This is a genomic window from Dehalococcoidia bacterium, from assembly GCA_028711995.1.
In the GTDB taxonomy this organism is placed as follows: Bacteria; Chloroflexota; Dehalococcoidia; order SZUA-161; family SpSt-899; genus JAQTRE01.
In genome coordinates this window covers 1-5,711 of record JAQTRE010000168.1, presented here as the reverse complement: position 1 = coordinate 5,711, position 5,711 = coordinate 1, and the positions used below count along the sequence as shown (strand labels likewise).

General features: G+C 52.8%; 6 protein-coding genes. 2 read left to right on the top strand and 4 right to left on the bottom strand.

What is annotated here, in order from left to right:
- Nucleotides 1-93: 93 nt before the first annotated feature.
- The 4 genes from PHV74_14660 to yedE all read right to left on the bottom strand — a co-directional run bounded on the left by PHV74_14660 (nt 94) and on the right by yedE (nt 3,176).
- Nucleotides 94-363: a sulfurtransferase TusA family protein gene (locus PHV74_14660; GenBank protein ID MDD5095598.1), complete on the bottom strand. Its 270-nt coding sequence runs from the start codon at nt 361-363 to the stop codon at nt 94-96.
- Between the two features lie 277 nt (nt 364-640).
- Entirely contained in the window at nt 641-1,789 is a 1,149-nt protein-coding gene (locus PHV74_14655) for an aminotransferase class V-fold PLP-dependent enzyme (GenBank protein MDD5095597.1), read from the bottom strand.
- A gap of 83 nt (nt 1,790-1,872) precedes the next feature.
- Nucleotides 1,873-2,088 (bottom strand): sulfurtransferase TusA family protein, encoded by a 216-nt coding sequence (locus PHV74_14650; protein MDD5095596.1) that lies wholly within the window; start codon nt 2,086-2,088, stop codon nt 1,873-1,875.
- An 11-nt stretch (nt 2,089-2,099) separates the two neighbouring features.
- Nucleotides 2,100-3,176, bottom strand: a complete 1,077-nt coding sequence (yedE, locus tag PHV74_14645) for a YedE family putative selenium transporter (GenBank protein MDD5095595.1) — start codon at nt 3,174-3,176, stop codon at nt 2,100-2,102.
- 397 nt (nt 3,177-3,573) lie between these two features.
- Here yedE and PHV74_14640 point away from each other — a divergent pair, with 397 nt between their 5' ends.
- On the top strand, nt 3,574-4,716 hold the full coding sequence (locus tag PHV74_14640; protein MDD5095594.1) for a trypsin-like peptidase domain-containing protein: 1,143 nt from the start codon (nt 3,574-3,576) through the stop codon (nt 4,714-4,716).
- 562 nt (nt 4,717-5,278) lie between these two features.
- Nucleotides 5,279-5,641 carry a hypothetical protein gene (locus tag PHV74_14635; GenBank protein MDD5095593.1) on the top strand — a complete coding sequence of 121 codons (363 nt, stop codon included), beginning with the start codon at nt 5,279-5,281 and terminating at the stop codon, nt 5,639-5,641.
- Nucleotides 5,642-5,711: the final 70 nt, after the last annotated feature.

Here is a 5,711-nt window from a genome sequence, read left to right as displayed (position 1 = left end):
AGTCGAGGCATGGTGCAAGAGCAGAAACAATCTGAATGCCAAGATCAATTGGCATTTCACCATAGATGACGCCAGGGTAAAATTGAGACGCCTTTATCCGTCAATCATTACGTGACATGACACTAGCTGGCAGGGTATCTCTTCAGCCAGTGCCGATTCCCTCTTCAGGTGCATATAGAACAGACCGTCCTTTGATTCGATCTCAACTCCAAACCCCTTGCTTTTGGCCAGACGGGAGACGTTTTCTCTGGCTATTTCATTATCGACGATTGCTGTGACCTCATCCGCTTGTTCCAGTGCTTTGTTGGTGCGAACAACCGGTTCCGGGCATGCCAACCCACGACAATCGATGACAACAGACATCACGTCCTCCTATTATGTGTCTTTGCGAAAAAGAGATACCGCCGGTGGCGGTACGAAAGAAAAGAGAACCCACCCTTTTCGTCTTTCCAGCGAAGGCCGGAATCCAGTCATTTCTAGACCCCGGTTTTCACCGGGGAGACGGATTAAGGATACCGTCTTTGTAAGCAGGAGGTTTCTTTGCAGGCCCGGCCACGCATTGAGATGAAGAGGTCTCTCTTGTCACCCATAAGATCGCCACGTCACCTTGTTTCATCGGGCTCCTCAGGATGACACCTCATCATTCCGAGGCTGCGATCCTTCGTATAGCCTCAAGCGTAACGCCAATCTCTTCCTCGGTGGTGAAGTAGCCGGGACTTAGACGCACCGTTCCATCGGGAAAGGTTCCCAGTGTCTTGTGAGCAACAGGCGCGCACTGAAGCCCCGGACGGCACATAATGTCGGAATCCTCCTCCAGGCGCACAGCCACCTCCGACGAGGTGAACCCGTCGATATTCAAAGAGATCACCGCCATCTGTTTGGTTGCATCGCTGGTGCCGTAGAGGGTGACTTCAGGGATTGATTTCAGCTCTTCGATGAGGTGCTTAATAATCTTCTCCTCTCTCTCTCGGATTCTGGCCACTCCCTGCGACAGAATGAACGCTACTCCAGCACTCAGTCCTGCCAATCCAACTGTATTTGGCGTGCCGCTCTCGTATTTATCGGGCAGAAAGCCCGGCTGATGTTCCGATTCGGACCGGCTGCCGGTGCCTCCTCTCATCAGCGGCTCAAGCGTTTCTGCCACGCCATCGCCGATGCAGAGGCCGCCGGTTCCCTGCGGCCCAAACAAAGACTTATGTCCGGTAAAGGCCAATAAGTCAATGTTCATCTGGTTTATGTCAACTGAATAAGCCCCTGCCGTCTGAGCTGCATCGACGCAGAACAGAACCTTGTGTTTTCTGGCAATAGCCCCGACTTCAGCCACAGGCAAAAGCGTCCCCACGACGTTCGAGGCATGGGTCAGGACTATTAGCCGGGTGTTCGACCGGATGACCTTTTCCACTTCTTGAGGATCGAGAAAGCCTTCCCGTGAGCACCCGACCACAGTCAGATCAATCCCTTTCTTCTCCAGCGCGCGTAGCGGCCGCATTACCGAATTGTGTTCCATACTGCTGGTGATAGCGTGATCCCCGGGGCGCAGGATACCGTTGATCGCCAGATTCAATGCTTCCGTGGCATTCTTGGTGAAGACAATGCGGAGGGGATCATCAACGTTGAAGAGTTGTGCCAGAGCTTCCCGCGCTCCATAAACTACCCGGCCGGCCTCGATAGACAAGCGATGTCCGGAGCGGCCGGGGCTGGCAGCGGCATGGCGCATGAATCCCTCCATCGCCTGGTATACGGACTCCGGCTTGGGATAGGACGTGGCGGCGTTATCCAGATAGATCATCGGTTTCTTATTCTACATCCTTATGTTGGAATTGGGTAGCTTGACCGACGTCGGTCAAGCTACCCAGTGTTAAAGGCATCATTTCAACTGGCCGGATTCAGCTCGATCTTGTAGCCATCGGCTGTTTTTTCAATGGTGATTGTGTATCCCTTGCTCCGGGCCAGACGGGCCACGTTTTCCTTGGCCACCGGGTTATCGACCAAGACAGTAACCGGCTGGTTGGGGTTTTCATCTAAGGCCGCCTTTGTTTTCACCACTGGAATAGGGCAGGAAAGGCCCCGCGCGTCAACTTCAATCATTTCTTCTCCTTTCATACTCGATCCCTCATAGTGAGTCCGACTGTGGCACAGAATCCCAGCCCGACAATGACCGCGATCGGGCCGAAGTCAGAAGGTCCGGCAGCGCTGCTCGTCAGCAGGAAGTTATGAGCAAAGGCTGCTCCGACGATCAGGCCGAGGACGGTCATTCCGGCATCGGTATCGCCCTCACCGGAGAGGATCATCTGGCGAAGCGGACACCCTCCAAGGAGCGTTGCCGCGAGCCCCACCAGCGTCATACTGAAGAAGTTCCAGAGGTGATCGGTATGTGCGATCGGTTGATCTTCAAATCCCCAGGTTACATTTCCGATTATCGCATTGGTGACCAATGCGCCGATGAAGAAGGCCGCGATCCCGCTGAAGAGATAGGTATCGCGCATGAGGAACAAGTCTCGCCAGCCGCCGACTGTGCAGAATCGAGTTCGCTGTGCCATCACTCCCACTGCAATCCCGACCACCAGCGAGACCCCTAGGGCGGCATGAAGCGCTCCGGGGCCCCCTCCCTTGGCAGTTTCAAATATGTAGCTGGGAGTTATTATCGCCAGGAGTAGTAAACCTATCATCGCCGCCGGCATGATCCATCCAGCCATGCTCCCCATTTTGAAAGAGCGGCCGAGGTTGAACCCTCTCTTCAAAAAGAAGATGCCGATCAACACCCCGAAGACAATCCCTGCCAGCGCAGTGATCCCGTTGAGATCTCCACCTGCCAGGCGCAGGAGCGCCCGAATGGGACAGCCGAGGAAAACCAGCGCCCCTATCATAACGAAGGCGCCAAGTATGAAGCGAATCATCGGTGCGGAGCCGCCTCGGGAGCGGAACTCCCGGAAGATGAAGGCGGAGCCAAATGCCCCAAGAACAAAGCCGATGATTTCCGGACGGATGTATTGAACTGCCCCGGCACGGTGAAGTCCGAGGGCGCCGGTGATATCTCGAAGGAAACAGGCGGCGCAAATGCCCATGTTGGCCGGATTGCCCCACTCAACGAGCAGAGAGCCCAGCACGCCAAAGATCAGGCCTCCGATGATGATCAGCCATTTCGACGTAAACCATCGAGTTAGAACCATGAATATATTCTCCTTTCCAGTTAATTGTGAGACACGCTCGCCAATTAGCCGGAGTTCATGTCCGACGCCGCATTCTGATCACCCCCCTTTCGGCCGGAATCTGGCGGTAGTGTATCATAAGGTATATTGATGTGTCCAATAGAATATGCAGATAGGAAAGCGATCTAAAATAGGAATCTCTTATATGAGTGACGGCCAGGTGTTTGCGTGAAGCACGGAGGCCGGATTTTGACACACGAAGGGATCGTGTTCAGGGAAAGCGTGCCGAGCATACACAAAGGCACTGGAGTGATTCAAAGGATACACCCGGAAGGATGCGATTGAAAATCGGATCGGCCCTGTATACTCGTTCAAAATCGATGTAAAATAGATGTAACGCGCAGGAAAGAATAAGGGGGCCCAAATGATTATGACCCGGCGTATTCTGGCTGTCTTTCTCGTATTGGCGCTGATTTGCACCCTCATAGCTTGCGATGATGAGTCTTCGGAGAAGACCAGTGCTCCGACGGATACCGGAATCATTGAGACTCAGACACCTTCCCCGACTCCTTCGCCGGAACCTTCAGTGACACCTTCGTCATCTTCGGCAGATCATTACTCCGTGACACAACTATCAGAGGATATCGCCAATATTGTAGAGAAGGTCAAACCGGCGGTGGTATTCATCTCAGTAGAGGTCGAAACTAAGGATTTCTTCGGTCGGACAGTAACGAAATCCGCATCAGGCTCAGGCGCTGTCGTCAGTTCCGACGGTTATATCCTGACAAATAATCATGTAGTGGAAGATGCCCGCAACATTGAGGTAAGCTTTCCCGATCGTTCAGAAACATTCGAGGCGGAAATCATCGGTACTGACACCTTGACTGATTTGGCCGTCATCAAAATCGAGGGGGGCGATTTTCCTACCGCCTCATTCGGTGACGCTTCCAGATTGCGCCCCGGAAATCTGGTCATTACCATCGGCAATCCGCTCGGACTGGTTGGCGGACCTACCATTACACTGGGGATCGTCAGCAACACCGAGCGTTCGTTTGCTTTCGGGGATTCCACTTACTACGACTTGATTCAAACAGACGCCGCAATCAATCCGGGCAACAGCGGAGGACCGCTCATCAACGTGAACGGGGGGATCGTAGGCGTCAATGCCGTTCTGGAATCAGGCGCTCAGAATATTGGATTCGCGATCAGCGCCAATACGGCAAAGCCAGTGTATGAAGCATTGGTGGCCGAACCGCACCGGGTAGTCCGGCCCGCACTGGGAGCAGGTTTGCTGACAGTAACGCCGTCCCTGGCAACCAGCGAAGAGCTTTCCAGACAATCCGGAGTAATTATCACCAGCATTATAGCTGACGGCGCCGCGGAGAAAGCGGGCCTAAAGGTCGACGATATCATCATCCGTTTCGATGGCAAGGAAGCTATTGAAGCAACCCAACTGGTCAAACAATTATGGTGGTTCCACAAGGTGGGGGACAAGATTGCCATCACCTACTGGCGAGACGGACATCAAGAAGATATCGTTGTGGAACTGGAGGAAAGGACATGGTAGCTTCAAAGGCTATTTTCTGACCGCCTGAGTGATGTGTTACGGCCATAAAACGTTTGTTACGCCCTGTGGCTGCATTTGAGAGATTACAGGCGTGGAAGCGGCATTGTAAAACGGAGGTGCTGGTTACCATTTTGCACGGAAGCAACCCCACCCTATGCTCTTCTTGATATCGCCATTCACGCTCTTGTCTTCATCTCCCATCCCCCCGTTTGAAGCAGCAATCAACCTTTAGAAATAGCCCCACCATCGGCAGATTCATTCGATTACTTCCGAGTCCTGTGCGAGTCACAGCGTGATGATTCCAAACTGGAGGAATTTTCTGTGGCCAAGGCCTTGAATTCTGAAGTTCCATTTTGTAATATAGAGCGAATCCCTCTTCGTATACGAAATTCGGGGGCCCCGCATTTCAGCGGACTCCTGAAGCAAGCTACACAAATAGAGACAATCCTGCACCATATGATCAGAGGTTCCTTTGGGAAAGGAGGTGTTGATAGAAGACTGACAGGGCGGCATTGCTCTTGAACGGAATATTCCGGGCGAAACCAAAAATTAGGGAGGACCAATGCGTGATTTGAAGAGCGGCCTATGGTACAAAATCTTAGCCTTGATTCTGGTTATGACACTGATAGTCCCGTTGCTGGCAGCCTGTGGTGACGATGATGATGACAAGACAATCCCTGCAGAGATTACTACACCTGCATCCTCAACTGCGTCCACCACTCCCACTATCACTGTGTCCGATAAGCCGGTGAAGATCGGTGTGGTAGCGGATTGGTCCGGACCTGCCGCAGTAATCGGTTTTCTGGCCGATGGGATCATCGCCTTTACCGAATGGTACTGGAATGAAAAGCAAGGCGGCGTTGTGGTGCTTACTGCTTGCATTTGGTTGATTTCAGTCCCAGGGCCTATTATTGGTTTGAGGTGAGATATGGATAACAACAAGGTGATTTGCCCGCATTGCGGAAATACAGCGACTGTGAAATTCGGGAGTTATA

Coding starts and splice junctions, on each gene's coding strand:
- PHV74_14660 (MDD5095598.1), bottom strand. CDS start 363: ATGTCTGTTGTCATCGATTGTCGTGGGTTGGCATGCCCGGAACCGGTT.
- PHV74_14655 (MDD5095597.1), bottom strand. CDS start 1,789: ATGATCTATCTGGATAACGCCGCCACGTCCTATCCCAAGCCGGAGTCC.
- PHV74_14635 (MDD5095593.1), top strand. CDS start 5,279: ATGCGTGATTTGAAGAGCGGCCTATGGTACAAAATCTTAGCCTTGATT.
- PHV74_14640 (MDD5095594.1), top strand. CDS start 3,574: ATGATTATGACCCGGCGTATTCTGGCTGTCTTTCTCGTATTGGCGCTG.
- PHV74_14650 (MDD5095596.1), bottom strand. CDS start 2,088: ATGATTGAAGTTGACGCGCGGGGCCTTTCCTGCCCTATTCCAGTGGTG.